Source organism: Terriglobales bacterium, assembly GCA_035651995.1.
Classification (GTDB): domain Bacteria; phylum Acidobacteriota; class Terriglobia; order Terriglobales; family Acidobacteriaceae; genus DASRER01.
The window spans coordinates 14,795-40,322 of the sequence record DASRER010000033.1 but is presented as its reverse complement, the minus strand read 5'-3'; the positions used below and the strand labels follow the sequence as shown (position 1 = coordinate 40,322).

Here is a 25,528-nt window from a genome sequence, read left to right as displayed (position 1 = left end):
CGCTTACAGCACCACCATGAGGAAGCGCGTCAGGAAGAAGTCGACCACCAGGATGAGCACCGACGCGGCGACCACCGCCTGGGTGGTCGAGCGCCCCACGCCCTGCGTGCCGCCGGTGGTGGACATGCCGTAGTAGCAGCCGACGGTGGAGATGAGAAAGCCGAAGAAGATCGGCTTCACCAGCCCCATGATCACGTCGGCATAAGCGAGCGTCTGGTACGAGGTAGTCCAGTACTGATAGCTGTCAAGGCCGAGCAGCGCGTAGCTGATGAACCAGCCGCCGCACAGGCCCACCAGGTCGGAGATGATGCTCAGGAAGAAAAGCATCACCACGGTCGCGGCAACGCGCGGCGTGACCAGCTTCTTGTACGGGTCGGTGCCCAGCGCGCGCATGGCGTCGATCTGCTCGGTCACCTTCATAGAGCCGAGTTCGCTGGCCATGCCGCTGGCGTTGCGTCCGGCCACCAGCAGGCCGGTGAGCACCGGGCCGAGTTCGCGCACCATGGATACCGAGACGAGCTGGCCGGTGAGCGAGAGCGATCCGAATTTTTCCAGGGTGCTCGAGGTGTTCAGCGCCAGCACGGCGCCCGTGAAGAACCCGGTCAGGATGACGATGGGCAGCGAGCCGACGCCGATGTTGTCGGCCTGGAGCAGCATGTCGGCCACGTAGCGCGGCTGCCGGAACAGGTTGGTGACGGAGCGCCAGGCAAGCTCCGCGTACTCCTGCACGGCGAGTACTTTTTCCTTCGCGATTTCTGCGGGAGAAACCAGCTCCAGCGGCATGAGTGCCGAATAGTGTAGCAAGCGCCCGGGGAACTTTGACCGCCGAAAGAGACTACAGAGGTCCTGAGCCCGCCAAGAACACGGGCCCAAGACGGCGCTTCAAGATTGCAGGATCAATCCCCAGAACCTCAGACCCCGCAGAATCGAGGTGAGCGCTTGGAGCATTAGTCCTTCGATTTCTTGCGGATTTCGATGTTCAGGCGCTTGATCTTCTGGTTCAGCGTCGAGAGCGGGACGTGGAACTGCTCGGCGGCCTCGGTCTGGTTCCAATTGCAGCGCTCGAGCATATCGGCGATGATGCGGCGCTCGCACTCTTCCATGATGTCGAACAGCGAGGCGTCGGGCCGGTGCTCGATGAGCTGCTGCGCCGCGCCTCGGCCCGCGATATGGTCGGGCAGCAGGTCAGGGCCGATGACGGGGCCGTTGGAGAGCACCACGGCGCGCTCGACCACGTTCTCCAGTTCGCGTACGTTGCCCGGCCAGGCGTAGTCGAGCAGCGGACGCAGCGCTTCGACCGACATCTGCCGCATCGGCTTGTCGTTTTCGGTGGAGAACTTGCGCAGGAAGTGATCGACGAGGAGTGTGATGTCCTCGCGGCGGTTGCGCAGCGGCGGCAGGTCGAGTGTGATGACGTTCAGGCGATAGTAGAGGTCGTCGCGGAAGCGGCCCTCGCGCACCAGTTGCCGCAGGTCCACGTTGGTGGCGGCGATGATGCGCACGTCCACCTGGATTTCCTGCACGCCGCCCAGGTGCATGAACTTTCGGTCCTGGAGCACGCGGAGGATTTTTGCCTGCGTCTCCAGGCTCATGGCGCCGATTTCGTCGAGGAACAGCGTGCCGCGGTCGGCGATCTCGAACAGGCCCTTCTTCGATGCGACCGCGCTGGTGAACGCGCCTTTCACGTGACCAAACAGGGTGGACTCGAGCAGGTCGGCGGGCATCGAACCGGTGTTGACCGGGACGAAAGCGCGGTCCTTGCGGGGCGAGTTCATGTGGATCGCTTTCGCGATCAGCTCTTTTCCGGTGCCGCTCTCGCCCTGGATGAGCACGGTAGAGCGCGAGGGCGCCACCTGGCTCACCAGGTCGAAGATGCGCAGCATGGTGTCGGACTTGCCGACGATGTTTTCGAAGTTGTAGCGCTGCTTGAGGGCGCGCTTGAGCTGTACGTTTTCCTCTTCGATGCGGCGGTGCGCGATGGCCGCGCCCACGTCGGCGAGCAGTTTTTCGTTGTCCCAGGGCTTCTGGATGAAGTTGACGGCGCCGCCCTGCATGGCCTTCACCGCGTTCTCCACCGTGCCGAAGGCGGTGACCATGATGACGGCCATCTGCGGGTCGCGCTCGCGGATTTCAGTGAGCACCTTGAGACCGTTGCGGCCGGGAAGCGCGTAGTCCAGCAGGACCACGTCGAAGGGTTCGTTGCCGAGGCGGGCGAGGCCTTCGTCGCCGTCGCCGGCAACTTCCACGCGGTAGCCTTCCAGTTCGAGCAGCGTCTGCAGCGACTCGCGAATGGCGGCTTCGTCGTCAATGATCAAAATGGCGCCCGTGCGCGCCCCGCCTTCCAGCGGTGGCGAGCTGCGTAGCGGCGTAGAGGCAACAGCTCTAGACATTCACTGCCTTCCTTATCAAAGGGAATTCCAGGTGGAAGGTCGTGCCTTCTCCCACGCGGCTCTCCACGCGAATCTTGCCGGCGTGCTCCTGGATGATGCCGTAGGTAACGGCGAGGCCCAGGCCGGTGCCGCGTCCCTGGCCGTTATTGCGGGGCGCGTGTTTGGTGGTGAAGAACGGATCGTAGATGCGGCTCAGGTGTTCCTGCGCGATGCCGGCGCCGGTGTCGCGCACGCGCACGTTCACGCCCGAGCCGTTCGAGGTGCTCACGTGCAGCGTGCCGCCGCTGAGCATGGCGTCTTTCGCGTTCAGGAACAGGTTCAGGAACACCTGCTGCAGTTTGCCGGCGTTGCCGTGGATGTGCGGCAGCTCCGGATCGAGTTCCTGCTCGATGCGGATGCGCGCCGTCTTGAACTGGTGCTCCAGCAGCATGAGCGTTTCGTGGATCACGCGGTTCACGTCCACCTCGCCGAACTCGGAGGCGCCGGTGCGCGAGAAGTTCAGCAGGTTGTTGACGATCTCGGAGGCGCGGAAGCTCTGCGCGGTGATCTTTTCCAGCAGCGACGACTTCTTCTCGTCGCCCTGGAGCTGCTTGGAAAGCATCTGCGCGTAGCTGGAGATCACCGCCAGCGGCGTGTTGACTTCGTGCGCCACGCCCGCGGCCATCAGGCCGATGGAGCTGAGCTTTTCCGCCTGCGTGAGCTGCGATTCCAGCTCGATGCGCTCGGTGATGTCGTCAACGATGATGAGGCGGCCAATCACGTTGAAGCGGCGCGTGACCAGCGGCGCAATGGCGATGTTGGCCACGCGGTTTTCGCCGGTGCGCGTGCCCAGCCGGAACTTGTAGAGGTTGTGAATGCCGCCCGACTGCCGCAGCCGGTAGAACTCTTCGGTGAAGGCGGCAGGAAACACGTCCGCCAGCGGTTTGCCGACCGCTTCCGAGCGCGGCAGCGCGTACATCACTTCCATCTGCGAGTTCCAGAACTCGATGCGGTCGTCCAGGTCCACCGCGAGCACGCCTACGCTGATGGACTCCACGATGTTCTCGTTGAAGTCCTTCAGGCGCTCGTACTGCTGCACTTTCTGCTCGAGCGAAGCGTATAGGCGGGCGTTCTGGATGGCGATGCCGATGTAACCGGCGAGCGTCTCGAGCAGTTCCACGTCTTCGCTGGTGAGGAAGTCGCCTTCCATCGTCTTGCCCAGGCCGAGGACGGCGACCGCGCTCTGCTGCACGGTGCAGGGGATGTAGTAGTTCAGGTCGAGGCGAGCGATGGTTTCCTGTGCGCTCGGGGTTTCGCGCAGCGCCTGGTGCGTATTGTCGAAGAACAGGTGTCCGTGCTGGCCGGGACGCGGCGCGCTCAGGAAGCTCAGGTCAAGCCCCAGAAGGTCGCCCATGCCCGCGGACTTGGCCATGACGAAGCCGCCGGGCGCCTTCTCATCGGCGAGAAAAACGGCCACGCGCACGACCATGAGCGTGCGCGAGAGGCGATCGACCACGGCGCTGAGCATCTTGTCCATGTCGGTCTCGGAGCTCAGCTCGCGGCCGAACTCGACCAGCGTCTTGCGATAGTCCACGCGCTGGCGGGAGAAGAACTGGTCCATGCGCTCCTGGATCCAATTCTTGACCGGGTCGAACAGGAATGACGTGACGATGATGGCGACGATCAGCCCGGTCGGGCCTGCGCTGGGCAGGTTCTTGTGGACGATCTCGGCGGCCAGAGCGACCACCAGGTAGAACAGTCCGGCAATGGACGCGGCCGCCAGCGTGTAGGCGACGCCGCGCTTGAAGATGATGTCCACGTCCATGAGCCGGTAACGGAAGATGGCGTAGCCGAAGGTCAGCGGCAGAAACACCAGCGACAGCACCGAGACCTTCATGGTCGCAGTGGGCAACGCGCCGAGCAGGTAGGGGACGACGTAGAACAGCGTGAACGGCGCGATGGCAAGAATTGTGCCGCGCGTCACCCACTTCATCTGCTGGCGCAGGATGGGAGTGGCCGCGTGGCGATAGCTGTGCCACAGCACGCCCGCGGCGCCGATGAAGTACAGCGCCAGGTAGCCCATCTGCACGCGGTCAAGGTTGAAGCGCAGCAGCTCGCTGGGCGGCAGCAGGCGGATGGCCGAAACGTGCAAAGCGCCGAGCAGCACCGCCGGCAGGTAGACCACGGCCGGCAGCCAGCGATGGCGGCGAACGAACTCCTTCGTCTCGGGGAAGGTGAAGGCGAAGTGCAGGAACAGCGCCGGCTGCAGGAGCCAGGCGACCTCGTTGGACCAATAGATGATCCAATCAAACGAATTCAGCTTGCCGGTGTAGTGGAATGCGTAAAAAATGAACGACACCAGGCAGAAAACGTAGAAGTGCGTCGACTTGGGCGCGGTCCAGCGTCGCAGGAGCACGTACAGGCCGATCCCGAGATAGATCAGCGCGATCAGCCGCAGGCCGGAGTTGAGCGACCGGTCGGCGGGCGTGAGGATGATCGGCGCATCGAGGGCAACGCCCCCGCGCACAATCGAGTACGTAACCTTGCCGTAGACGCCGGTCTTGTACATTTGCCGGCTGAGGGCAGCCGCGTTGCGGACGTCCTGGCCGGCGACGGCAATGAGGCGGTCACCCTGCTTGATGCCGGCGCGGGCGCCGGGTCCTTCGGAGTCCACGCGCTGGGCGGCGAGGCCGTCCACTCGCTCCACCCACCACACGCCGTCGTAGGGGACCGGGTATTCGCGCTCCTTGCGGAAGTTGATCCAGGCGAAGATTGCCGATGCCAAGGTGAGGAAAGCGAGGACAACGGCAACGAACCGGACTTGGAAATCCTTGGCCATGGGGCGGCGCGACAGCGGCGGGGTGCGAGGCGCCTCGCCGAGTGCATACTTCTCCGCTTGCTTGTGATGCAACTCGGGTGCCAGCCGCAACGCCATATGGGATCGTCTAAGTGCTTTCGGAACTGCGCGTTACGCAATTATAGAAGCGACTTACGCGAACGGCTACCATTTTTGGTAGGCCAATCTGGAAGGCTGTATCCAGAACTGCTTTGTTCTGAATAGGTTGTAAGATGCGGGGCGGGCGGAAGTGGATATTCCGAACGGCGTAGGATGGCGCTTTTCGGCGCGCGCCTTACGGAAAAAGCGCCAGACCTGTGCGCCCCGCTTGGAACAGGATGGCGTCGCCGATCGGCCAACAAAAACGGGGAGCCTGCACAGGCTCCCCAACAGAAGCGACAGAGGCGATTCGCTCAGATTGGAATCAAGCAGGTGCGGTTCGGTTGCCTGCAAAAAGCGGTGGAAAGTGGATAGTGAATGGTAGACAGTGAAGATGGGCGTCACTAAACCGTCGTCTCGCTACCGGCGATTTCCTTCTTGAACACCAGGCTCCAACACGCCACGGTATACAGCGCCTCCGCTGTGGCGGCTGGTCTCGCTGAACGGTGGATCACCGTGGACGGCGTGCGGGTGCGCTATCTGCACGGCGGCGATGGTCCGCCGCTGGTGCTGGTGCATGGGCTGATCGCATCGGCTTTCTCCTGGCGCTTCAATTTGCCCGAACTGGCGCGCATACGTACCGTGTTTGCGCTCGACCTGCCGGGGGCGGGCGAATCGCAACGCCTTCCGATGGACTGCTCGCTGCGGGGCCTGGCGAAGTGGCTGCTGAATTTCTGCGCCGCCTGCGGCGTGGAACGCTTTGATCTGCTGGGCACGTCGCACGGCGGAGCCGTCGCGATGAAGGCAGCCGCGATGGATGCGGCAGGCGACAAGCGGATTCAAAGGCTGCTGCTGGTGGCGGCGGTGAATCCGTGGTCGCGCGGACCACGCGGCCGTATCGCCGCGCTGAACCTGCTGCCGCAGTTCGTGACGGTTCCGTGCCTGAAGATACTGGCGCCGCCGCTGCGCGGATTCTTCCTGCGCCGCGTTTACGGCGACCCGCGACGCATCCCTCCGGGGACGGCGGAAACGTACGCGAGCTATCTGCGCCCGCCCGGGTCGGTGGAGCACACACTGCGCATCCTGCGAACCTGGCATCAGGACCTGGACGAGCTGGAGCGCGCGCTCCCCCAGATTGCGCATCTTCCAACGCTGGTGCTGTGGGGCGAGCGCGATCCGGCGGTGATGGCTTCGTCGGCCGCGGAACTGGCGAAGCGATTGCCGAACACGCGCACCGTGCTTCTGCCCGGCGTTGGGCATCTGCCGTATGAGGAAGCGCCGGACAACTTCAATGCGGCAGTCATCTCATTCCTAACCAGCGCTCAGCATTCAGCACTCGGCATTCAGCCCTGAAGCTGTATCTTGAAGCTCGGGCCTGCATTGGCTGAGTGCTGATTGCTGACTGCTGTGTGCTGCCATGGATAGCTGGCTCTTCGCGCATCTGCGCGCGTTCTTCGCCGAGTTCGGCTACTGGGCCGTGGTGATTGCCCTGCTGCTGGAGAACATGGGCATCCCGGTGCCGGGCGAGACCGTGCTGCTGTTCGCCAGCTTCCTGGCATGGTCGGAGAACAAGCTGCACCTGCCGGTGGTGATTGTGGCCGGCATCTGCGCATGCACGGTGGGCGACAACATCGGGTATGCCATCGGACACCGCGGCGGCCGCAAGCTGCTGGAGCGCTACCGGCATTTTTTCCGGATCCGCAACCGCACGATCGCGATGGGCGAGCGCTTGTTCGCCAAACACGGCGCGGTCACCGTGTTCTTCGCGCGCTTCATTTTCGGAATGCGGATCATCGCCGGACCGCTGGCGGGCGTTCTGCGGATGCACTGGCGGAAGTTCGCCATTTTCAATTTTCTCGGCGCGGTGGTCTGGGTCAGCGTAATATCGGGCCTCGGTTACTTATTCGGCGGACAGTTCGAGAGGCTGGAGCGGCTGATGGGCCGCGCCAACGCGATCATCGCCGTGGCGGCGGTGGTGCTCATCTACTGGACGGTTCGCGCCTACCGGCGGCGCATGCAGGACGAGGCGGCCGAGCCGGAATAGCGCCGCGCACGGGCGCCTGAAGCGCTGCTATCCTGTGAGTGCCGGCCGAGCATGACCGCCAAACGCATCGCCACCATCGCCCTGGGGTGGGCCTTTCTGCTCCTTGGCGTGGCGGGACTGGTTCTCCCCATCCTGCAGGGAATCCTGTTCATCGTGATCGGGCTGCTGATTCTCTCCACCGAGTACGTGTGGGCGCACCACCTGCTGCGGCGACTGCGCGAAAAATTTCCCAGCGCGGCGCGGCGGGCCGACCGCGCGGGTGGACGCGCGCAGGCATGGCTGCGGCGCATCGGGCCGAGCGGAGCCAAGCCCGAACAAAAGGCCGATTCCAAGCCGGAGTGAAACGGTGCGTTGCTCCGGCCTGGGCGCAGTGCTAGCCTGCGGCCGTGGCGTCGCCAGCATCACGGTTGAGAGCTGCGCTCGCGAAGATTGATCGCGAAGCCTGGGTGCGCTTTTTCGCCGCCATCGGCGGACTAGCGCTGGCGTTCACTGCCGCGGTCTTCTCCACCGTGTTCCGATACGCGGGCAACGTGCTGGCCACGGCGCTGCTGGCCTCGGCGGCCCTGCTGCTGGCGGGGCTGGTGGCGGTGATCAGCGTGCCTTACCTGGCGCGGCGCGTGGTGGTGGCGCGCATGCGCGACGCGTTCGACTACGACGTGACCCGCGAAGGCGCCGGTTATCTGATTCTGGTGCTGGTCGTCGGCGTGGCGGCGCTGAACACCGGCAACAACCTGCTGTTCATCGTTGTCGCCGCCATGCTGGCATCGATCCTGATTTCCGGCATCGCCTCGGCGGCGCTGCTGCGCGGGTTGGAACTCGACATCGCGCTGCCGCAGCACGTGTTCGCGCGGCGCGCGGTGTGGGCGCGGTTCAAGCTGCGCAATCGCCGGAGAGTTGCGCCGGCGTTTTCCGTTACTATCGCGCCGCCCAAGCGGCCGGGGACGCGGCTGCGCCGCCGCTGGGTCCCGGGCGTGTTTGCGTTTCCGCCGAAGCGCCCGCCGGAGCGGCAGTGGGTGCGCATTCCCGACCTGCAGTGGCGCGTGGTGGAAGCGCCGCCCGCGGGCCCGCGCATTTTCGACGGCGCGGTCTACTTTCCCTACATCGCGCCGGGCGCGGTGGGCAGCGCCGACGTGGAACTGAACTTCGCGCGCCGCGGGCGCTACCGGCAGGACGCGCTCGGCGTCGCCACGCGTTTTCCGTTTTCCTTCCTGGTGAAGACGCGACGGGTAACGCTGGAACGCGAGATCGTTGTCTATCCTTCGGTGGAGGAAACCGACGAGCTGCTCGAGATCCTGCCCATGATCACCGGCGAGTTCGAAGCGTTCGTCAGCGGGCGCGGGCACGACCTGTACCGCATCCGCGAATACATGCCCGAGGACTCGGCGCGGCACGTGGACTGGAAGGCGAGCGCGCGCAGCGGCGCGCTCAAGGTCCGCGAGTTCACCCGCGAAGACGAGCGGCGGCTGCGGATTGTCTTCGACAATCCCGCTCCGGGCGCGGTCTCCGAGGCCGCCTACGAGCGCGGCGTGATGCTGGCAGCGTCGCTGGCGTGGCACTTCGCAGCCGAGAACACCGAGCTGGAGTTCATGGCGCAGGGCTGCGCCGCGGGACAGGACGTTTACGGATTCCTGCGGCACCTTGCGCTGGCGGAGCCGGCGGCCGGCGAATCCATGATGGAAAAAATTCCGGCGGGCACCGATGACTACAACGTGATCGTCACCGCGCGCCCGCGCGGCTCGATTCCGACGGCGTTGTGGGCGTGCTCGTACTTCGTGTTCATGGACAGATGAACAATCGGCGGGGCACACCACTCGCTCCGCGTTTCATTGCGCGTTTCGCGAAAACCAGCTTTGTCGAGCGATGGTGCGGGCCGATGGTTTCCTGGGGCGGCCCCCAAGTCCACGTCCGAGTTCTTGGATGTGAATTTTTCCCGGCGAGTTGACCGGAAGCGGCCATCCTGCATCTGAGTTTTCCGAGCTGATGAAACCGCCCGGAGCCATCAACGGAAGCCGGTCGCTGCTGATCGTGGATGACGAGCCCAGCGTCACCCTGACGCTGAAGCTGATCTTCGAGCGCGAGGGCTACAGCGTGGTCGCAGCCTACAGTTGCGCCGAAGCCCTCATGCTGTTTGCCAACGGCCATCGCTATGACGCCGTCATTACCGACCTGAACATGGAGCGCGACGACATCGGCCTGGAGGTCGTGCGCAGCGCGCAGACGCTCGATCCGCGGCCGGTAATCGTCATCTGCACCGGTTATGCCAACGTCGAGAACGCGACGCAGGCGCTGGAGCTGCGCGTGGACTACCTGGCCACGAAGCCGGTGGACCTGGAAGAGCTGATCGGCGCGTTGCGGCGCCTGATCTCGAGGCGCGCGGCGGCGCGAGGAAGCAAATGACCGCCACCGCGCAGCATCGGGGACTGGCGCTGGTGGTGCATCCCAGCCTGGAGCGTGCCACCGCGCTGCACAACGCGTGCGTCGAGGCGGGCATGCGCACGGTGGTGGCGCGCGACCTGCCGACCGCGCTGCTGATGCTCAGCCAGCACGTGTTCGATGCCGCGATCGTCTCCGCCACCATCTCAGAGCACGCCGACGGCTGGTCGCTGGCGGCGGTCTTCCGCATGATCTTCCCGGGCGCGTTCGTGGCCGTGCTGGCGCCGGAGAGGTCGCTGGAGGCGCTGAAGAACGCGATCAACAGCGGCGCGGACCAGATCTTCGAATGCGAGACCACCGATGACGAGATCGCGCGCGCGGCCGCGGCGCGCCTGGTGAAAGCTGCGTCCGGCAGCGTGCAGTAAAGGCGCTGCCGGCTGCTGGCTACTGGCTGCTGGCCAAGAGCACACACTCGAGTCGAAGCCGGGAGACGTAGCAAGCTACGTCTCTACGAAGTCGAACAGACCGGACATATACCTCTCACCCCTCCCCCTGCCATTGAATGGAATCATGAGGTTAACGGTAGGGATCCGCCGGTGGTCCGTTCATCTAAAGGAGTTACACGCAAGATCCGTTGTCTAAAGGACTTAGCCGCCGACTTTGTCAAAGAACGAAAAACCCGCGCGTGTGCGCGGGCCTGCTTTCAGGGTAGCAGTTTGGGCAGGGAGAATGGGAAGGCGGCGCTAAAGTTTAGTCGGAATGATTGCAGGGGGTTGCGCGGAATTGAAGCTGTGCGGGGACTTGACAGGAATTCCACTGGGTTCGAACTCTTGTTATAGCCCAATGCGCGAGCAGACGTGAGCGCCGCCCACCCTTTGCGGAGCAAAACGCGCTCCGCAAAGGATGGGGCACCCCGCGGATCTGGAGCATCGTCAGTGAATGCCGGCCCGACCAGAATGAGGAAACGGAAGCCAGCAGACCGATGACAGGAAAAGACGGACCTAAATTTAGTGAAGAGTTTAACGAAGCCGATTTTTTTGGCTTTGCTAAGTCCTACCTCTCAGAATCGTTCCCCGACCCTCAGCGGTTTGGCTGCCCACCGGAGTCCGACCTACAGCGCATGGCCGAACATCCCGTCGAGGCCCGCGACGCAATGGTCAGCGAACACCTGACTTCTGTTCGCCATGCTTCAACCGCTACATGGAAATGCTTTCCCGTCTAAAGCAGCAATCCAGCTAAAGATCGCGATCAACTGGATAGCGGACGCAAACACTGGCCAAGCACCTCTCGTCATCTGGATACTTGACTAAGTCGGGAACATTTGGATATAGCCGGGCACGTCTCATGTCAGGGTAGAATAGCACGAGGTCCGTGCGCCCGGGAAAAGGAGGATAGGAATGAATCGAGTTCTCGTACTTATATTCCTAGTCTTGTTTGGGAACCTACTTCCAGGGCCTGCACAGGACTTGCGTTCGCAAGTCACTCCGGAAGTTCTGGCCGCCGATTCGACGCACTTCATGGAATATGGTGGCAGCCCTTCCCTTGAGCGGCAGGTTGCCCTGCCGGAAAATCAAAATAAGGACTTAGTCGTCGTCACTCGAACAGTTGGTGACCGGCCCCTGACGGGTATGCCCGATGGAAGTGTCCGCAGTTGGCTCGCCACGAAAGCCGCGAATGCTGACCTCGTTGTCCTGGCGACGCCTCTGAAACGTCATTCGGCGCTCACGGCGGATCACTCCTTCGTTTTTTCCGATTACGAGGTGCGCATCGAGCAAGTCCTTAAGGATGTTACCGGCCAAGTATTTTCCGGAAATATTATTGTGGTCGCACGCGCAGGCGGCGTTACGACGGTCAACGGCCACCCGGTCCGGGCAATCGACCCCGAGTTTCGTCTCTTTCGTCTCGGCGAGCAATATTTATTTTTCTTGTACCAGATTCCGAACACGGGGACTTTCAAGGCTTTCGCCGACAAGAGTTTTCTCATTTCTGGCGATCGGGCAATTCCCGCAAAGACGCATCCGGGGAAGTTTGCACAAGACTTTCGGAGTCGTCCCGCTTTCCTACAATTAGTGCAAGATGCCGTCTCGCTTGCAGCCGAACGGGAGAGGGCTCGCCAATGAAGCGCTGGCTGGGGTCGCTCCTGCCACACGCCGCGATTGCAGCAGCGCTATTCATTCCAGCCCTATGGCCGCTGTTTCACCTCCGCGGCGTGCATGCGCAAACGAACCTCACGCCACCGCCCACCGAGCAATCAAACGGCAAGAACGCATACTGGGCAAGCAACACGACGATAAAAGTCTGGATCGGCGCGGGTTTTACGACAGGTGAGGTGAACGACATTAGTATAACGACATTAGTATAACGACATTAGTATATGGTCCGCGTGTAGGTTCGCGGCAGTTCATGTTCGCCCGAAACGCGTGGTCAGCGCAACGGCGCCCACCCTTTGTATCTTGCGACGCGAAAGCCGCTCCGCAAAGGAGGTGGCACCGGTTCAGACTCCCTTCTCCTGCCAGACTCCGTTCTCCTAGGGATTCTCCGTAAACCGTTGCAACGCCTCCGATGCCGCCTCTTTCAGCGCGCTATCATCGGAATTCCTTAGAGCTTTTAGCGGATCAAGATTGCCCTTTGTGGCAGCCTTTGTCGCCGAACAGAGCTTGTCGAGCCTTTCAAGGACCGGCGACTGCGTTGCGTAGTTTGGGCTGACGGCCTGTGCTGGGAGTGGAACTGCGCCTCGCGAGTACTCGAGAGTACGAAAATATCGCAACTCTGGGTCGAGCTCCAACTCAGCGGTCCATTTAACCTGGAGATCTCTCGGTGCCTCTACTAAGAAAAGAAGATACCGCTCGCCTTTTAGCAGGTACTCCTGCCGGTACCCACTTTGAGAATGCGGCTCGTCTTCGGGCACAAAAATATACGCAACCTGGATTGACTCGAGTGGGGAACTCTGCAACGACGTTCGGGCCCTAGGCACCAAGTCGGACTGATGGCACACGATCCGTTCTATCTCCACTTCAAACAGCTGACCGTCAACTGGATTATTGACTGAAGCACGCATTGCCGCCAAGTCATTCCGTGCAATTCGTTTAGACACAATCCGCGATTTAACGGCCTTGCCAATAACAACCGCCTGACATGACGCCGCTCGGCTGTACAACTGCCTAACATCATTCTCTGGCTTTATTGCCGGACTATCGAGTTGTCCAAGGGCGGCGCAAAGCCACCCTGTAGCCATTATGCCGAGAACTCCACGGCGACACAGTTTGCTGAGAATCATAATCCTCCACAGCTCCCTTGGTACTTGTATTGCGGCGGTACCGGATCGGAGGCGGAGTAAGCCTGCTGCTCGTCCTGGGACAACCGACCCTGCACGGTCGAGCGCTGATCGTTTATGTAGGCCACCTTCACCTGGCGAACTTGGTCGAGTAAATCAAATTCTGTATCCCCTGTTAGGTCCTTGATTTGGTTATAAAGGTCGGCAACGAGGAACAGGTCCCCAAAGAGGTGCCCTGCTCCCTGGATCCAGTTTGCCAAGTGCACTCCTTCGTGGATCTCGGCCTTGTGGCGGAACTGGCTCGTGGCCGGAATGTTATACGTGGCCGATACGGGCACTACGCGAGCCATTGTACCTGTGCCTGTGATGGTCCATTTGTGAGTAGTCGGGTCTTGGGCGTCATCGGGAGAACCAGAAATATTCGCAACGTTGGGGTCAACGAATGCCGCTGTTGAAGGTATCGATACAGTAAGTGTGGTGTTCTTGTTTATTTCTTGATTGTCATCGAATGTGACCTTCGCATTAATGGTGTACTGGGCGTTGTAACCAGCACCGCAGGCAGTATTGGGTAGAGCGAACCAGTGCCCGTCGGTGTCTGTCTGGAGCGCCGCAGGCGAGCCAAAGGTCACGTTTGGATTATTGCCAGCCCCGGCGGGGGCTGTGAAAGACCAAGCGTAGGCGATTGGGCTTCCACCGGTTACGCTGATGGTGAACTGACTACTGTTCCCGTCGACGATGCTTTGCGCAGGACTCAGGTCGAAGCCATTCACCACAATCTGTGCATCGGTTGTCCTCGTCTCAATTGGGCAAATGTGCCCGCCTGGAGCTTCGAGGTCTGCGTATGAGGTCACAATGGTGAAGCCCGGGGCACCGGTTATCACGTGGCCGCCCTCGCTCACTGTGGCGACATTGGCATCGTATGTGAACCATTGGTAAGTCCACGGCGTGACATCGTTCGGTGTCCCGACGCAGTTGGTGGCCCAAACTTTTTGGTCATTGCCGTTTGGCAAAGGGCCGAGGAGAGGATCTTCAGTTTCGGTTGGCTGGTTATATCCGCAGCACTGGGCGCAACCGTAGCCGACGTGGCCGTATGTCTTGTCCATCACCAGCTTGCCTTCGTAAAGATAGCCGTTCGGCAGGTTCTTCACGTCTTCGATCTCGTACGTACCGGAGGTGGTGCCGTCGGGGAACACCTTGCCCTTGCGGTCGGGAACGTGATTGTTGACGAGCTGGCCGATGTTGACCCAAGTCTGCTCGCTAGCGCTCAGCATGGCGTGTGGAAGCTCGTAACGAAAAGTTCCGTCCGCCGAAACCAGTGTTATCGCCACTTCCGCTGGGTTCGTGCCGGCATTGCCTACAGTAATGATGCTGTTGTGGAGCACATCGGCTGTCCAGAGGGTGCCCACGAGCATATGGGAAACCATGTCGCCGAAGGGTGACTGCGCGCCATAGCGGAGAGTGTCGTCGTAGGAGGCGGCGAGCGCGACCAAATCGCCGGTGTCGCCCTGGTAGGTGAAGTGGACGGCGGCGAAGTGCGCTGAGGAGGGCAAGACGCCGTCGTTTTGCAATTGCCGCAGACTCAGGGCCCGGGTTTCATTGGCTGCCAGCGGCCCTAATGGCACGGTGACCGCGGCGGACTTGTCGCCCTCAAACCAACGAATCATCAGAGATACGTCCTTCGGGGCTGCCGTCGTGTTCCGAACGAATACGGTTGGGTTGAGCTTGGTCCCGGCGGGAAAATTCAGCGCCGCGTCGGGTTCGGTGAGCGCAATCATGGGCGCGCGGATGGTGTTGGTCGTGGCCTTGGAGTGGAATTTGTACTTCTCGAACATCTTGACCGTACCGCCGAAGTTGGCGGTTTCGTCGTACAGGATGTGGCCGAGGAAGACCGAGCCAGCTTTGGCGTCGAGTTGAATGCGAAGGCCGCCGTGATCGCCGGCGAGGTTGCCGCGCGTGATGGCGTCGCGCACGTCGAGGCGGCGGGATTGGCCGGCTGCCAGGCCAAGCGGCGTGCTCTGCGTAGCCCCGTTGGAATCGAACCACGTTACGTTCGCGTTTACGGGCTGGTCGGATGTATTGGAAATCATCATCTGCCCGTGGGCGGTTGTGCTCGGCATCCACCAGATGCCTTCGTATGTGCCGGCTCCGAAGCCCGAGAGCTCGTCGGTGGCGTCGAAGTGGTAGGCGATGGCCTTGCCCGGCATGTGCACCATGGTGGCCGCATACACGTTGAATGCCATGGCTGAGGTGAATTGCAGCACGACAGAACCATAGGCGCGGTCGCCGAGCAAGGGCGGATACTTCACGGTCGCCAGCGCCAGGTCAATTCGGCGGCCCTCGCTGGGTTTGAGGTCAATCGCGTCGAGCGTCAGCTGCTCGCCGCTTGCGGTGCGGAGGATGGGCGTGACGGTTAGCGGGCGGGCAGCGTAGTTGTTGCGGATTTCAAGTGAGGTATGCCAGCCGGGTTCGAGCGTCCAGTAGGGCGCAATGAGCTTCTGCGGTTTATCCGGAGGCGACTTCGGCTTCGATGCTGGGGCGTCCGCGGCGACTGCAACTGCCGTTAGGACAAACAAGGCTGAACACCGCAGGATCAGGGGGGCGAGGAGGTGGCGGGAATCGCGCATTCTGCACCTCGGAATCTAGGTTGAGCCGTGCGCGATTAGAACACAACGCGAGTTGCTGGTTGCTCGACACCATGAAATTTTCTGAGCAAAAGTAGTTCCGTTTCGGGAAAATCAATTCCCCTTCCAAAATTGTTAGTCGGCAGCTCCCCTCTCCCTGCCGCGCCTAGACACCAAGTTGTCGAAATCGAGCGTTTCGGTGGAAATCCGCTGCTCAGCCTCGACTTAGGCCGACTTGAACCAAGTTAGTAAACCCCGCCGCTGGTGGCCGCGAATCTTGGCGATGCGATTCCTTGCGCTTTGCCGGGGGTAGGGAAGGGTAGGGCGGCCACCTTAAAGATTTTTATTGACAGCAAACGGATTAGGCGTAGGATGTGGTCGAAAGTGGTCCAAAGTGGTGGTTACAGGGTGTCCGGTGGGGGAAGCGCTACCGAAGTGGAGCGCCAGCCAAATGGCGGATAAAAAGCCGACAAACCGCACCAGCGAGCCCGAAAGCACCGAAGTTTTGACCGCTTTGACCTCCCTGGCTGCGGCAGTAGCAGCCGGAATCAAGAGTTTAGGACCGAAGACCTCAGGACCCAAGTTTCTAGCACCCAAGGCCCCGCACCGAGGCAGGACGCATGTTTCGCGGCAACCATCCAACCCGCGTAGACGAAAAGGGCAGGCTGAAGGTGCCGGCCGAGTTCAAGCGCGTGGTGGACGAGAAATACGGCAATCAGTTCTACATCACCAGCCTGGATGGCAAAAGTGCCTTGGTGTATCCCTTCGAGGAGTGGCAGCGCATCGAGGAGAAGCTGAACCGGCTCTCCACCTTCAATCCCACCAAGAAGAAATTCCTCAACCGGACGAACTACTACGGGCAGGTGGTGGAAATGGACGGGCAGGGTCGGCTGCTGATTCCGGCGCTGCTGCGCGATGCGGCCGAACTGAAGGGCGAAGCGGCGGTGCTGGGCCAGTTGAGCTATCTGGAAGTGCGCAACATGGAGGCCTTCCGCAAGGAGATCGCTGAGAACCCGTTCACGGCCGAGGATGAGAAGACTCTGGACGATCTGGGGATCTAGCGAACGGCGGACGCCGCGGAGCAGGGCGGCGTGAATGGCAGACGAGATTGGAAGTGGGCACGGCGCCCTCGAGCAGGGCGGGCATGGTGGGCAAGGCCATGCTTCGGTTCTTTTAAAAACGGCGATCGAATTTCTGGCCGTAAAGCGCGGTGGGACCTATATCGACGCCACGGTGGGTTTGGGCGGGCACGCGTACGAAATCGCAAGACGCCTGGGCGCACGGGGACGTTTGATTGGCTTCGATAAGGACTCAGCAGCGCTGGCCATCGCCCGCCAACGCCTACAGCCGCCCGCGGAACTGGCGGGCGAGTGGCCGCAGATCGAGCTGAAGCAGGCGAGCTTCGCGGAAGTCGCGGATCTCGCAAGCGATTCAGCCGACGGACTGCTGGCCGACCTGGGGCTGAGCTCGATGCAGCTCAGAGAGGCGGAGCGGGGATTCAGTTTTCAGGCGGAAGGGCCGCTCGACATGCGCATGGACACGCGCAGCGAGCGCACCGCCGATCAAGCGGTAAATCGGCTCGGTGAGCGCGAGCTTGCCGATCTGATTTACGAATTCGGTGAGGAAAGGAGGTCGCGGAGAATCGCCAGAGCCATTCGTCGGGCGCGGCCGATACGCAGTACGGCGCATTTAGCGCAGGTGGTATCGGCCGCGGCCCGGCCAATGAATCGCCGGCAGATTCATCCCGCGACGCGGACCTTCCAAGCAATCCGAATTTGGGTAAACCGAGAGCTGGACGACTTGCAGGCGCTGCTGAGTGAGGGCGCGGCGCCGCGCGTCCTGGGCCCGGGCGGGAGGCTGGTGGTGATCAGTTTCCACTCGCTGGAAGATCGCATTGTGAAAGACGCGCTGCGCCACGGCGCGCACCAGGGTTGGTACCGGCTGCTGACGAAAAAGCCGGTAACCGCCGACGAGGAAGAAGTGGCGCGGAACCCGCGCTCGCGCAGCGCCAAGCTGCGAGCGGCGGAGAGAGTTTAGGGGCTTCGCCACGTTAGCCAGGCAAAGAACGCGGCGCGAAGGTGGGGCACCAAAGCAAGTTCCCCCGGACAACCAACCGGGGCCCCGGCCGAGGCCGGGGGGAAGTTATGGAGCCGGTTGAGATCCCTCGCATTCGCTCGGGATTTCGCCGCGCGGCCCAGAGGCCGCGCAAACGGCTCAAGTTTCGGGACGGCACTGCGAACCTGTACTAGGGCGAAAACGGACCCTCCCCGGGTCCGCCGGCTGCGGCCGGGAACCAATCCTTCTTTCCGGCGCCGTCCCGGAAAAGGTTGGCGGGGCGGAGGTGCAGGGATGCATCGGGGAACACTGATTGACGAACTGATGGTCGCGGTGGAGCGGGCTGAAGAGCACGTCCACCAGTTGGAGCTGGAAGCGCAGCTCGCCGAGATGGAATCGATCGCGGTCTACGAGCTTCCGCAGCGAGAAGCAGTTGCCGGAGTGGCGTAAATGGCAGCCGGGGCTCTGAACTGGGCAGTACCGGCGGCGCGCGTCTGGTCGCGCATCAAGCCGGCCACCGAAGTGGCGCCGCGCCGCGTGGCGGTGACGCGCGGCATGCCGGAGATCTACTTCGAAAAAGTCATCGACAACTCGCGCCTGGTGAAGGTCGCCGACCCGCGCCGCACGCGCGACATGATGATGTTTGCCGCGTCGTGCTCGCTGCTGTTCCTGATGGTGATGTTCTACGCCTGGCAGCACTTCAGCGCGGTGGAGTACGGATACCGCATCGAGCAGCAGAAGGCGCAGCGCGAAAGCCTGGTGGAATTGAATCGCGAATTGCGGCTGGAAGAAGCGGCGCTGCGCGATCCGGAGCGCATCGACGTGCTGGCGCGGCGCATGGGCCTGCAATCGCCCGAGGTCGGACAGGTGCAGCGCATCGACAACTCGCAGCAGGAAGCAGGCGGGCCGGTGCTGGCGCGCTACACACCGCCGGCGGCGGAAGTCGCCACGCTGCGTTAACAATTTGTGGCGGGCGTATCCCGTCATCGAGATCGGTTTTCAGCTTCAACAGGGTTGCAAACCGATTAACCCCAGCACCGCCGGTCCATAGCGTGTGCTGGGGTTATCAATCATCGAATGGCGGCCGCGGCTCGGGCCGGCTTTGTTGTGTCAGCGGCGGCAGTGGTGAGGCAGGGATGCTTCGACTCGCGCTTCGCGCTCGCTCAGCATGACCACTCCGAACAAAGACACAGCCCGCAAGCGGCTCTACATTCATCGAATGGCGGCCGCGGCTCGGCTTTTTTGTTGTGTCAGCGGCGGCAGTAGTGAGGCAGGGATGCTTCGACTCGCGCTTCGCGCTCGCTCAGCATGACCACTCCGAACAAAGACACAGCCCGCAAGCGGCTCTACATTTTTGGCGCAGCCGTTGGGTTCTGGGCGGTGGCGATATCGCTGCGGCTGGCGCAGTTGCAGGTGGTTGAGTACGGCGACTTCCAGCAGCGGGCCGCGCGCCAGCAATTGCGGACGGTGGAAGTCGCGGCGCGGCGCGGCGTTGTCTTCGATCGCGCCGGGCACGAGCTGGCCATGTCGGTGATGGTGGACTCGGTGTTCGCCGTCCCGAGCGAAATTCCCGACCCGGAAAGCACCGCCGCCCTGCTGGGCAAGATCGTGGGCCAGGATTCGAGCGACATCCTGGCGCGCATGAAGTCGTCGCGCGCCTTCGCCTGGGTGGCGCGCAAGCTCGATCCGCCGACGGCCGACCGCGTGCGCGCGCTGAACCTGCGCGGGATCTACTTCACGAAGGAACCGAAGCGGTTTTATCCCAAGCGCGAGCTGGCGGCGCAGGTGGTGGGCTACGTGGGCATGGATGACGAAGGCCTGGGCGGGATCGAGCGCGCCTTCGACGCGCAGCTCCGCGGCGAACAGGGCAAGATGCTCATCCAGCGCGACGCCCGTGGACGCTGGTTCGGCCGCGTGGAGCATCAGCCCGAACCCGGCCAGAACCTGACGCTCACCATCGACGAAAAGATCCAGTACATCGCGGAGCGGGAACTGGACCGCGCCATGCGCGAGACGCGCTCGGAGGCCGGCACGGTCATCGTGCAGAACCCGCGCAACGGCGAAATCCTGGCGCTGGCGAACCGGCCCACGTTCAATCCGAATAATTTCCGCGGCATCTCGCCGGCGCAGATGAAGAACCGCGCGGTGAGCGACATCTACGAGCCCGGCTCGACGTTCAAGATCGTGACCATCGCGGCGGCGCTGGAAGAGAAGCTGACGCGGCCCGACGAAGTGGTGGACTGCCAGATGGGGTCCATTGTCATTGGTGGATTGCGCATCCGCGACCACAAGGCGTACGGCAATCTCACCATCGAGCAGGTGATCGCCAATTCCAGCGACGTGGGCGCGATCAAGATCGGGCTGCGGCTGGGCAACGAGCGCTTTGACCAGTACATTCGCGCCTTCGGATTCGGCTCGCAGACCGGCATCGAATTGCCGGGCGAAACGCGCGGAATGACGAAGCCGGTGACCCGCTGGTCGAAAGTTTCCATCGGCGCGATTTCGATGGGTCAGGAGATTGGCGTGTCGGCGGTTCAGCTGGCGGCGCTGATTTCGACGATTGCCAACAACGGGGTGTGGACGCCGCCGCACATCCTGCTGAACGGACGTCCGCCGGCGGCGCAGCCGGCGTCGGCGAACGCGCCCGCCGTGGTCGCGCCCGCCGCGTACAAGCCGCCGACGGAGCGGCGAGTGATCTCGCCGGAGACGGCGGCAAAAATGCGCCGCATGCTGGAGGCGGTGGTGCAGTACGGCACCGGGCCCAAGGCGCAGCTCGAGGGCTACAGCGCGGCGGGCAAAACGGGCACGGCGCAGAAGGTTGATCCGGCCACCGGCGCTTATTCCAAGACCAAATACGTGGCGTCGTTCGGCGGCTATGCGCCGGCGAGCGATCCGGCGGTGACAATCGTGGTGATCCTCGACTCCGCCAGCGGCCTGCACCAGGGCGGACAGATTGCCGCGCCGGTGTTCGCGCGCATCGCGCAGGACGTGCTCGCCTACATGAATGTGCAACACGATCTCGATTTGCGCGCGCCGAGACAGAGTACCCTGCGCGCCCGCGTACGCGACGCCGACCTGGAGGAGAGCTCGCCGGACCGGCTGTCGGCGTCGCTCGATTTCGGCGGGCAGGGCGATGACGACGACGCGTCGGTGCAGTCGAAGCTGGCGCAACCGGTCGCGGCGCCGGCCGCGCCGGCCAGGCTGGTGGCGGCGTCGTTCAAGCCGGAGAAGGCGCGTCCGCAGCCGGCGCGCAACACGGAGCCGCTCGAACCCAAGCTCACGCCGGCCCAGATCAAGGCCGCGGACACCGGCACGGTGGTGCTCGACGTTGAGGGCGGGACGGTGGTGCCGCAGTTTGTGGGCAAACCGCTGAGACAGGTGATCGAGTTGGCCCAGGCCGAGGGCCTGGAAGTGGACGCGCTCGGCAGCGGCGTGGCGCGCGAGCAGTCACCGCCGGCGGGCAGCAGGATTCCGGCGGGCGCGCATGTGGCGGTCAGGTTCGGGCGATAGCGGCAGAGGGACGGAGTAGTTGTCCCACGTCTGCCAGGAGAAGACAGAGCTGGGGCGCGCCATCGCTCAGCGGGCCGGGGCAACGCCTCGTGCTTGCAGAGTTTCCACCCAGGCGACCTGTTCCAGCTTGCCGACGCCGAAGACCCAGCAGGCTGCGCCGAGCACGGAAACAACTGCGGTGATCACGAACGCGGTCTGGAAGCGTCCCGTCCAGTCAACCACGAAGCCGGTCAGGGCCGGCCCGACAACGCCGGCGAAATTGGCGAGGCCGTTCTGCAGGCCCGTCCAGCGGCCGGCCACCTGCGGTCCGGCGAGCGCCTGCGAAAAGGCGTAGAGGCCGGAGCTGGTGATGCCGCATCCGATCGCCGCGACCGCGAGCAAGGCCATATAGGTTTGGTCGCCGGCGATGCCGGCGAGGACCAGAGCCATCGCGGCTGTAATGTGGCCGGTAGCGATGGCGGCCTTGCGCACCAGGGTGGGCGAGTTACCGCGCGCGATGAAGAAGTCGGTCGTGAATCCGGTGATGATCGCGGCTGCGGCGTCGGTGAGGTAAAGAAGAGCGGCGGTGCGCGCCATCACCTGCATGGTGAGCCCGCGTTCGTGCACCAGGTAAAACGGCAGCCACGTGACCAGCAGATAAAGCGCGTAGTTGGCGGCGAACTGACCGGCGGAAACGCCCCAGAAGGAGCCCTGGCGCAAAATGTCGATGGTGCGAATCCGCAGCGGCGTGCCGCCAAACACGGGGCGACGGGGACGCCAGCGCATCCAGGCGGGCAGCCAGAGCAGGCCGGCGAGGCCTATCCACACGAAGACAGGGCGCCATCCATACCAGGCCATGAGCGATCCGGCGACGAACGTGCCCACGGCCGGGCCACACTTCATGCCCGCGATCACAATCGCGTTGGCCAGTCCGCGAAAAGACTCCGGGACATGCTGCGCGAGGATCTTGGAGCAGGCCGGGAATGCCACCGATTCGCCCACGCCGAGCGCGAAGCGCATGACCATCAGCATGGCGAAGCCCTGGACCAGGCCGGTGGCAGCGGTGGCCAGCGTCCAGGCAAGGAACCCGGCGGCGATGACGAGCGTGGCGTCGAAACGGTCCACGAGCCAGCCGCTCACCAGGTGCATGAGCGTGTAGGTCCAGAAAAACGCGGAGAGCAGGATGCCGAGCTGAGAGGCGGAGATACGCAGCTCGTCTTTGAGCAGCGGCGCGGCGAGCGAGAGGTTGCCGCGGTCCACATAATTAATGAGGACCGAGAGCGCCAGCAGGAACAGGGTGGGCGCAAAGGAGCGCAGGCTGGCCGGGAGTGACGATGCGCGCTCCAAGGCGAGGCATTCTGCGCCACCCGAGCGGCGATTGCAACCTGGAAGGGACGGGGAACGAAGGTAGCAGCACCAGAGTCGCGGGGCGGAAAACAGCGGCAGCTTATAATCGCGAGCAATGAGATTCCTTGAGTTGTTGGGCGAGGCGGCGGCGAAGTCTGCCGTAGCCGGACCCAATCCCGAGATCACCGGGCTGGAACACGATTCGCGGCGCGTGCGCCCGGGCAACGTGTTTGTCGCCATGCGCGGCGAGACGACCGACGGCAACCGCTACATTGACGCGGCCGTCGCGAACGGGGCTGCCGCGGTGGTGACCGATTCGGCGCAGACGCCGCCGCGCGAGGGAGTGGGCTGGGCGCGCGTGGAGCACGGACGCCGCGCGCTGGCGGAGATGGGCGCGCGGCTTTACGGCAGTCCGGCGCGCAAGCTGGCGCTGAACGGAATCACCGGAACGAACGGCAAGACCACGACCACGTTCCTGCTGGAATCCATTCTGAAAGCGGCGGGGCGCGGGTCGGTGCTGATCGGCACCATCGAGTATCACGTGGCGGGCGAAGTCTTCGCCGCGCCGCATACTACGCCCGAGTCGCTGGAAATCAACCGCATGCTCGACAAGGGCCTGCGCTCGGGCGCGACGGAAGCGGTGATGGAAGTATCGTCGCATGCGCTGGCGCAGGGGCGGGTGTGGGGCATGCCGTTTCATGTCGCGGTGTTCACCAATCTCACGCGCGACCACCTCGACTATCACACCGATCTCGAACAGTACTTCCTGGCCAAGCGCGCACTGTTCGAGGGGACGGGAACGGAGCCGCCGGTGCACGCCGTGGTCAATACCGACGATCCCTACGGCGCGCGGCTGGTGGGTTTTGCCCGCGAGCGCGGCTCCAAGGTCCATAGCTATGGGCTATTCAGCGGTGACTTCCGCGCGGTGCAGCTTCAGCTTTCACCGCGCAGTACGCGATTTGATCTCGTCGCTCCCGGCGGCGGCGTGCGCATTGAGTCGGCGCTCATCGGGCGGGTGAACGTGTTCAACATCGTGGCAGCGGCGGCGGCGGCGTTTGCGCGCGGCTGCACGCCGGAGCAGATCCAGGCGGGCGTGGCTGCGCTGGAGCGTGTTCCGGGGCGCTTCGAGCGGGTTGACCTGGGCCAGCCGTTCACGGTGGTGGTTGACTACGCCCACACCGACGACGCGCTCAAGAACCTGCTCACGGTGGCGCGCGATTTCATTGGACGCATGGCGCACTCGGGCCGGGTGATCACCGTGTTCGGGTGCGGGGGCGACCGCGACCGCGCCAAGCGCCCGCTCATGGGGCACGCTGCCGGCGCGGGCAGCGACCTGGTGATCGTGACCAGCGACAACCCGCGCAGCGAAGACCCGATGGCGATCATTGACGAGGCGGTGCCCGGCGTGCAGCGCTCCGGTGTCAAATATAAGGTGGAGCCGGACCGGCGCGCCGCGATCCGGCTGGCGATTGCGGAGGCCAAGCCGGGCGACATCGTGCTGCTGGCAGGCAAGGGCCACGAAAAAGTGCAGGTAACGCGCGCCGGTACGGCGCCGTTTGACGACGTGACGGAGGCGCGCGAGGCGCTGGAGGCGCTCGGCCACGGCGCCGCCGCGCCGGCGCGGAGCCAATCGTGAAGCTGCCGCTCTGGCGCGTGGCCGACCTCACCTCGGCGGAAGGCGAGTTCATCGGCGAAGCTATAGCTGAGGGCTATTCGATTGACTCGCGCACCGTCCGCCCGGGCGAGCTGTTCGTCGCGATCAAGGGCGAACGTTTCGATGGCCACGACTTCGTGGAACAGGCGCTCGGAGCGGGCGCGGTTGCCGCCGTGATTCAAAAAGGCCACGCGGCCCGCTTTGCCGAGCGCGGGAAGCTGCTGCTCGTCTCCGACACGCTCGCCGCTTTGCAGTGCCTGGGCGCGGGCGTGCGCCGCATCTGGGGAAGGCCCGTCATCGCCGTTACCGGCTCGGCAGGGAAGACCACAACGAAAGAAGCGATCGCGCACGTGCTCGCGTCGCGCTTCCGCGTGCTCAAGTCGGAAGGAAATCTGAACAATCACTTCGGACTGCCGCTGCAACTGCTGCGGCTGGAGCCGGAGCACGAGCTGGCGGTGATGGAGCTTGGCATGTCGCACGCCGGCGAGATCACCGCGCTGGCCAAGTTGGCGCAGCCGAATGCGGGCGTTGTGACCAACGTGGGGCCCGTGCACCTGGAGTTTTTCAATTCGGTCGGCGACATCGCGCGCGCCAAGTACGAGCTGATCGAATCGCTGCCGCCGAATGGCACGGCCGTGCTCAACGCCGACGACGAGTACGTTTCCCAATTCGGCCGCGACTTCAAGGGCCGGGTCACGACGTTTGGCATTCATAGGCCGGCGGACGTTCGCGCCGAGAACGTCATTGTGCGCGGCGGCAGCGGATCGGAGTTCAGCCTGGTGGCCGGCGGATGCACCGAGCCGGTGCGCCTCCCGCTGGTGGGCGAGCACAACATCTACAACGCGCTGGCAGCGGCCGCGGTGGGCATGGACCGCGGGCTGACGCCTTCGGAGGCCGCCGGCCGGCTGGCCACGCTCGCGCCCGCAGAAAAACGCGGGGAGGTGCTGGAGTTGTCAGGGGCCACGGTCTTGAACGATTGCTACAATTCAAATCCGAAAGCGCTGGCAGCCATGGTGGACGCGCTCGCCGCCGTCGCGGCCAAGCGGCGCATCGCGGTGGCGGGCGAAATGCTCGAGCTTGGGCCGGAGGGTCCGAGCCTGCATCGGGCGGCGGGCGAGCACATGGCGGGGCAAAAGCTCGACTTCGTGCTCGGCGTGCGCGGTATGGCGCGCGAGATCGTGGATGCGGCCAGGGCGGCGGGCGTGGCGGCCGAGTTCGTGGACACGCCGGAGCAGGCGGGCGCGTGGCTGGCAGCCAACGTGAGGCCGGGCGACGCGGTGCTGCTGAAGGCGTCGCGCGGTGTCAAATTAGAGAAGGCGCTTGACGCGTGGCGAGCGGCGCAGGGAAAGAGTACGACCCGACGTTAG

20 protein-coding genes are annotated in these 25,528 nt (G+C 63.6%); 15 read left to right on the top strand and 5 right to left on the bottom strand.

Features of this window, described 5'->3' with window-relative positions; all coding sequences use genetic code 11:
• Positions 1-3 precede the first annotated feature (3 nt).
• The 3 genes from VFA60_11280 to VFA60_11270 all read right to left on the bottom strand — a co-directional run bounded on the left by VFA60_11280 (position 4) and on the right by VFA60_11270 (position 5,304).
• Positions 4-777, bottom strand: coding sequence for an ABC transporter permease (locus VFA60_11280; protein ID HZQ92367.1), 774 nt, complete (start codon positions 775-777; stop codon positions 4-6).
• Positions 778-947: 170 nt separating this feature from the next.
• Positions 948-2,390: a sigma-54 dependent transcriptional regulator gene (locus VFA60_11275; GenBank protein ID HZQ92366.1), complete on the bottom strand. Its 1,443-nt coding sequence runs from the start codon at positions 2,388-2,390 to the stop codon at positions 948-950.
• The gene (locus tag VFA60_11270) at positions 2,383-5,304 is read right to left on the bottom strand and encodes an ATP-binding protein (GenBank protein ID HZQ92365.1); all 2,922 of its coding nucleotides are present in this window, start codon (positions 5,302-5,304) and stop codon (positions 2,383-2,385) included. Before VFA60_11270 ends, VFA60_11275 begins: the two co-directional genes overlap by 8 nt.
• A gap of 438 nt (positions 5,305-5,742) precedes the next feature.
• Between VFA60_11270 and VFA60_11265 the strand changes: the two genes are divergently transcribed.
• The 8 genes from VFA60_11265 to VFA60_11230 all read left to right on the top strand — a co-directional run bounded on the left by VFA60_11265 (position 5,743) and on the right by VFA60_11230 (position 12,083).
• On the top strand, positions 5,743-6,657 hold the full coding sequence (locus VFA60_11265) for an alpha/beta fold hydrolase (protein HZQ92364.1): 915 nt from the start codon (positions 5,743-5,745) through the stop codon (positions 6,655-6,657).
• A gap of 64 nt (positions 6,658-6,721) precedes the next feature.
• Positions 6,722-7,348 carry a DedA family protein gene (locus tag VFA60_11260; GenBank protein ID HZQ92363.1) on the top strand — a complete coding sequence of 209 codons (627 nt, stop codon included), beginning with the start codon at positions 6,722-6,724 and terminating at the stop codon, positions 7,346-7,348.
• Positions 7,349-7,399: 51 nt separating this feature from the next.
• On the top strand, positions 7,400-7,690 hold the full coding sequence (locus VFA60_11255) for a PGPGW domain-containing protein (protein HZQ92362.1): 291 nt from the start codon (positions 7,400-7,402) through the stop codon (positions 7,688-7,690).
• 65 nt (positions 7,691-7,755) lie between these two features.
• Positions 7,756-9,138: a DUF58 domain-containing protein gene (locus tag VFA60_11250; protein HZQ92361.1), complete on the top strand. Its 1,383-nt coding sequence runs from the start codon at positions 7,756-7,758 to the stop codon at positions 9,136-9,138.
• Between the two features lie 190 nt (positions 9,139-9,328).
• A complete protein-coding gene (locus tag VFA60_11245; protein ID HZQ92360.1) occupies positions 9,329-9,745 on the top strand; it encodes a response regulator in 417 nt (138 codons plus the stop codon).
• Entirely contained in the window at positions 9,742-10,146 is a 405-nt protein-coding gene (locus VFA60_11240) for a hypothetical protein (protein HZQ92359.1), read from the top strand. Before VFA60_11245 ends, VFA60_11240 begins: the two co-directional genes overlap by 4 nt.
• A 972-nt stretch (positions 10,147-11,118) precedes the next feature.
• Entirely contained in the window at positions 11,119-11,841 is a 723-nt protein-coding gene (locus VFA60_11235; protein HZQ92358.1) for a hypothetical protein, read from the top strand.
• Positions 11,838-12,083: a hypothetical protein gene (locus VFA60_11230; protein HZQ92357.1), complete on the top strand. Its 246-nt coding sequence runs from the start codon at positions 11,838-11,840 to the stop codon at positions 12,081-12,083. Before VFA60_11235 ends, VFA60_11230 begins: the two co-directional genes overlap by 4 nt.
• Before the next feature lie 911 nt (positions 12,084-12,994).
• Here the strand turns inward: VFA60_11230 and VFA60_11225 are convergent.
• The gene (locus VFA60_11225) at positions 12,995-15,619 is read right to left on the bottom strand and encodes a hypothetical protein (protein HZQ92356.1); all 2,625 of its coding nucleotides are present in this window, start codon (positions 15,617-15,619) and stop codon (positions 12,995-12,997) included.
• Between the two features lie 617 nt (positions 15,620-16,236).
• Here VFA60_11225 and VFA60_11220 point away from each other — a divergent pair.
• From VFA60_11220 to VFA60_11200, 5 genes are all read left to right on the top strand, one after another.
• On the top strand, positions 16,237-16,677 hold the full coding sequence (locus tag VFA60_11220; protein ID HZQ92355.1) for a division/cell wall cluster transcriptional repressor MraZ: 441 nt from the start codon (positions 16,237-16,239) through the stop codon (positions 16,675-16,677).
• A gap of 34 nt (positions 16,678-16,711) precedes the next feature.
• Complete coding sequence (gene rsmH / locus VFA60_11215) at positions 16,712-17,653, top strand: 16S rRNA (cytosine(1402)-N(4))-methyltransferase RsmH (protein ID HZQ92354.1); 942 nt, start codon at positions 16,712-16,714, stop codon at positions 17,651-17,653.
• Positions 17,654-17,965: 312 nt separating this feature from the next.
• Positions 17,966-18,121, top strand: coding sequence for a hypothetical protein (locus VFA60_11210; protein HZQ92353.1), 156 nt, complete (start codon positions 17,966-17,968; stop codon positions 18,119-18,121).
• On the top strand, positions 18,122-18,631 hold the full coding sequence (locus tag VFA60_11205) for a cell division protein FtsL (GenBank protein HZQ92352.1): 510 nt from the start codon (positions 18,122-18,124) through the stop codon (positions 18,629-18,631). It begins immediately after the preceding gene.
• Between the two features lie 348 nt (positions 18,632-18,979).
• Positions 18,980-21,181, top strand: a complete 2,202-nt coding sequence (locus VFA60_11200) for a penicillin-binding protein (GenBank protein HZQ92351.1) — start codon at positions 18,980-18,982, stop codon at positions 21,179-21,181.
• Positions 21,182-21,247: 66 nt separating this feature from the next.
• Here VFA60_11200 and VFA60_11195 read toward each other — a convergent pair whose 3' ends face one another.
• Positions 21,248-22,507 carry an MFS transporter gene (locus VFA60_11195; GenBank protein ID HZQ92350.1) on the bottom strand — a complete coding sequence of 420 codons (1,260 nt, stop codon included), beginning with the start codon at positions 22,505-22,507 and terminating at the stop codon, positions 21,248-21,250.
• A 115-nt stretch (positions 22,508-22,622) separates the two neighbouring features.
• On the opposite strand from VFA60_11195, the gene VFA60_11190 reads away from it, so the two are divergent.
• Entirely contained in the window at positions 22,623-24,143 is a 1,521-nt protein-coding gene (locus VFA60_11190; GenBank protein ID HZQ92349.1) for a UDP-N-acetylmuramoyl-L-alanyl-D-glutamate--2,6-diaminopimelate ligase, read from the top strand.
• Positions 24,140-25,528: a UDP-N-acetylmuramoyl-tripeptide--D-alanyl-D-alanine ligase gene (gene murF / locus VFA60_11185; GenBank protein HZQ92348.1), complete on the top strand. Its 1,389-nt coding sequence runs from the start codon at positions 24,140-24,142 to the stop codon at positions 25,526-25,528. The genes VFA60_11190 and murF overlap by 4 nt, the downstream gene beginning before the upstream one ends.

Coding starts and splice junctions, on each gene's coding strand:
- VFA60_11275 (HZQ92366.1), bottom strand. CDS start 2,390: ATGTCTAGAGCTGTTGCCTCTACGCCGCTACGCAGCTCGCCACCGCTG.
- VFA60_11270 (HZQ92365.1), bottom strand. CDS start 5,304: ATGGCGTTGCGGCTGGCACCCGAGTTGCATCACAAGCAAGCGGAGAAG.
- VFA60_11260 (HZQ92363.1), top strand. CDS start 6,722: ATGGATAGCTGGCTCTTCGCGCATCTGCGCGCGTTCTTCGCCGAGTTC.
- VFA60_11255 (HZQ92362.1), top strand. CDS start 7,400: ATGACCGCCAAACGCATCGCCACCATCGCCCTGGGGTGGGCCTTTCTG.
- VFA60_11245 (HZQ92360.1), top strand. CDS start 9,329: ATGAAACCGCCCGGAGCCATCAACGGAAGCCGGTCGCTGCTGATCGTG.
- VFA60_11240 (HZQ92359.1), top strand. CDS start 9,742: ATGACCGCCACCGCGCAGCATCGGGGACTGGCGCTGGTGGTGCATCCC.
- VFA60_11235 (HZQ92358.1), top strand. CDS start 11,119: ATGAATCGAGTTCTCGTACTTATATTCCTAGTCTTGTTTGGGAACCTA.
- VFA60_11230 (HZQ92357.1), top strand. CDS start 11,838: ATGAAGCGCTGGCTGGGGTCGCTCCTGCCACACGCCGCGATTGCAGCA.
- VFA60_11225 (HZQ92356.1), bottom strand. CDS start 15,619: ATGCGCGATTCCCGCCACCTCCTCGCCCCCCTGATCCTGCGGTGTTCA.
- VFA60_11220 (HZQ92355.1), top strand. CDS start 16,237: ATGTTTCGCGGCAACCATCCAACCCGCGTAGACGAAAAGGGCAGGCTG.
- rsmH (HZQ92354.1), top strand. CDS start 16,712: ATGGCAGACGAGATTGGAAGTGGGCACGGCGCCCTCGAGCAGGGCGGG.
- VFA60_11210 (HZQ92353.1), top strand. CDS start 17,966: ATGCATCGGGGAACACTGATTGACGAACTGATGGTCGCGGTGGAGCGG.
- VFA60_11205 (HZQ92352.1), top strand. CDS start 18,122: ATGGCAGCCGGGGCTCTGAACTGGGCAGTACCGGCGGCGCGCGTCTGG.
- VFA60_11200 (HZQ92351.1), top strand. CDS start 18,980: ATGACCACTCCGAACAAAGACACAGCCCGCAAGCGGCTCTACATTTTT.
- VFA60_11190 (HZQ92349.1), top strand. CDS start 22,623: ATGAGATTCCTTGAGTTGTTGGGCGAGGCGGCGGCGAAGTCTGCCGTA.